The sequence below is a fragment of the Paenibacillus marchantiophytorum genome (assembly GCF_014640555.1).
Classification (GTDB): Bacteria; Bacillota; Bacilli; order Paenibacillales; family NBRC-103111; genus Paenibacillus_E; species Paenibacillus_E marchantiophytorum.
In genome coordinates, this window is the sequence record NZ_BMHE01000160.1 from 1 (window position 1) to 515 (window position 515).

1 rRNA gene is annotated in these 515 nt (G+C 52.4%); it reads left to right on the forward strand.

Annotated elements, in window-relative coordinates:
- Positions 1 to 515: ribosomal RNA gene (locus IEY34_RS36445) — 23S ribosomal RNA — on the forward strand; the annotation flags it as partial.

Sequence of the window (515 nt, forward strand, 5' to 3'; positions counted from 1 at the left end):
AGTACGTGGACGTAGACCCGAAACCGTGTGATCTACCCCTGTCCAGGGTGAAGGTGAGGTAACACTCACTGGAGGCCCGAACCCACGCATGTTGAAAAATGCGGGGATGAGGTGGGGGTAGCGGAGAAATTCCAATCGAACTCGGAGATAGCTGGTTCTCCCCGAAATAGCTTTAGGGCTAGCCTCGGAAGATGAGTTGTGGAGGTAAAGCACTGATTGGGTGCGGGGCCCGCCAAGGGTTACCAAGTCCAGTCAAACTCTGAATGCCACAAACTTTATTCCGGGAGTCAGACAGTGAGTGCTAAGATCCATTGTCAAAAGGGAAACAGCCCAGACCATCAGCTAAGGTCCCCAAGTGTGTGTTAAGTGGGAAAGGATGTGGAGTTGCACAGACAACCAGGATGTTGGCTTAGAAGCAGCCACCATTGAAAGAGTGCGTAATAGCTCACTGGTCGAGTGACTCTGCGCCGAAAATGTAACGGGGCTAAACACGCCACCGAAGCTATGGCTTGCAC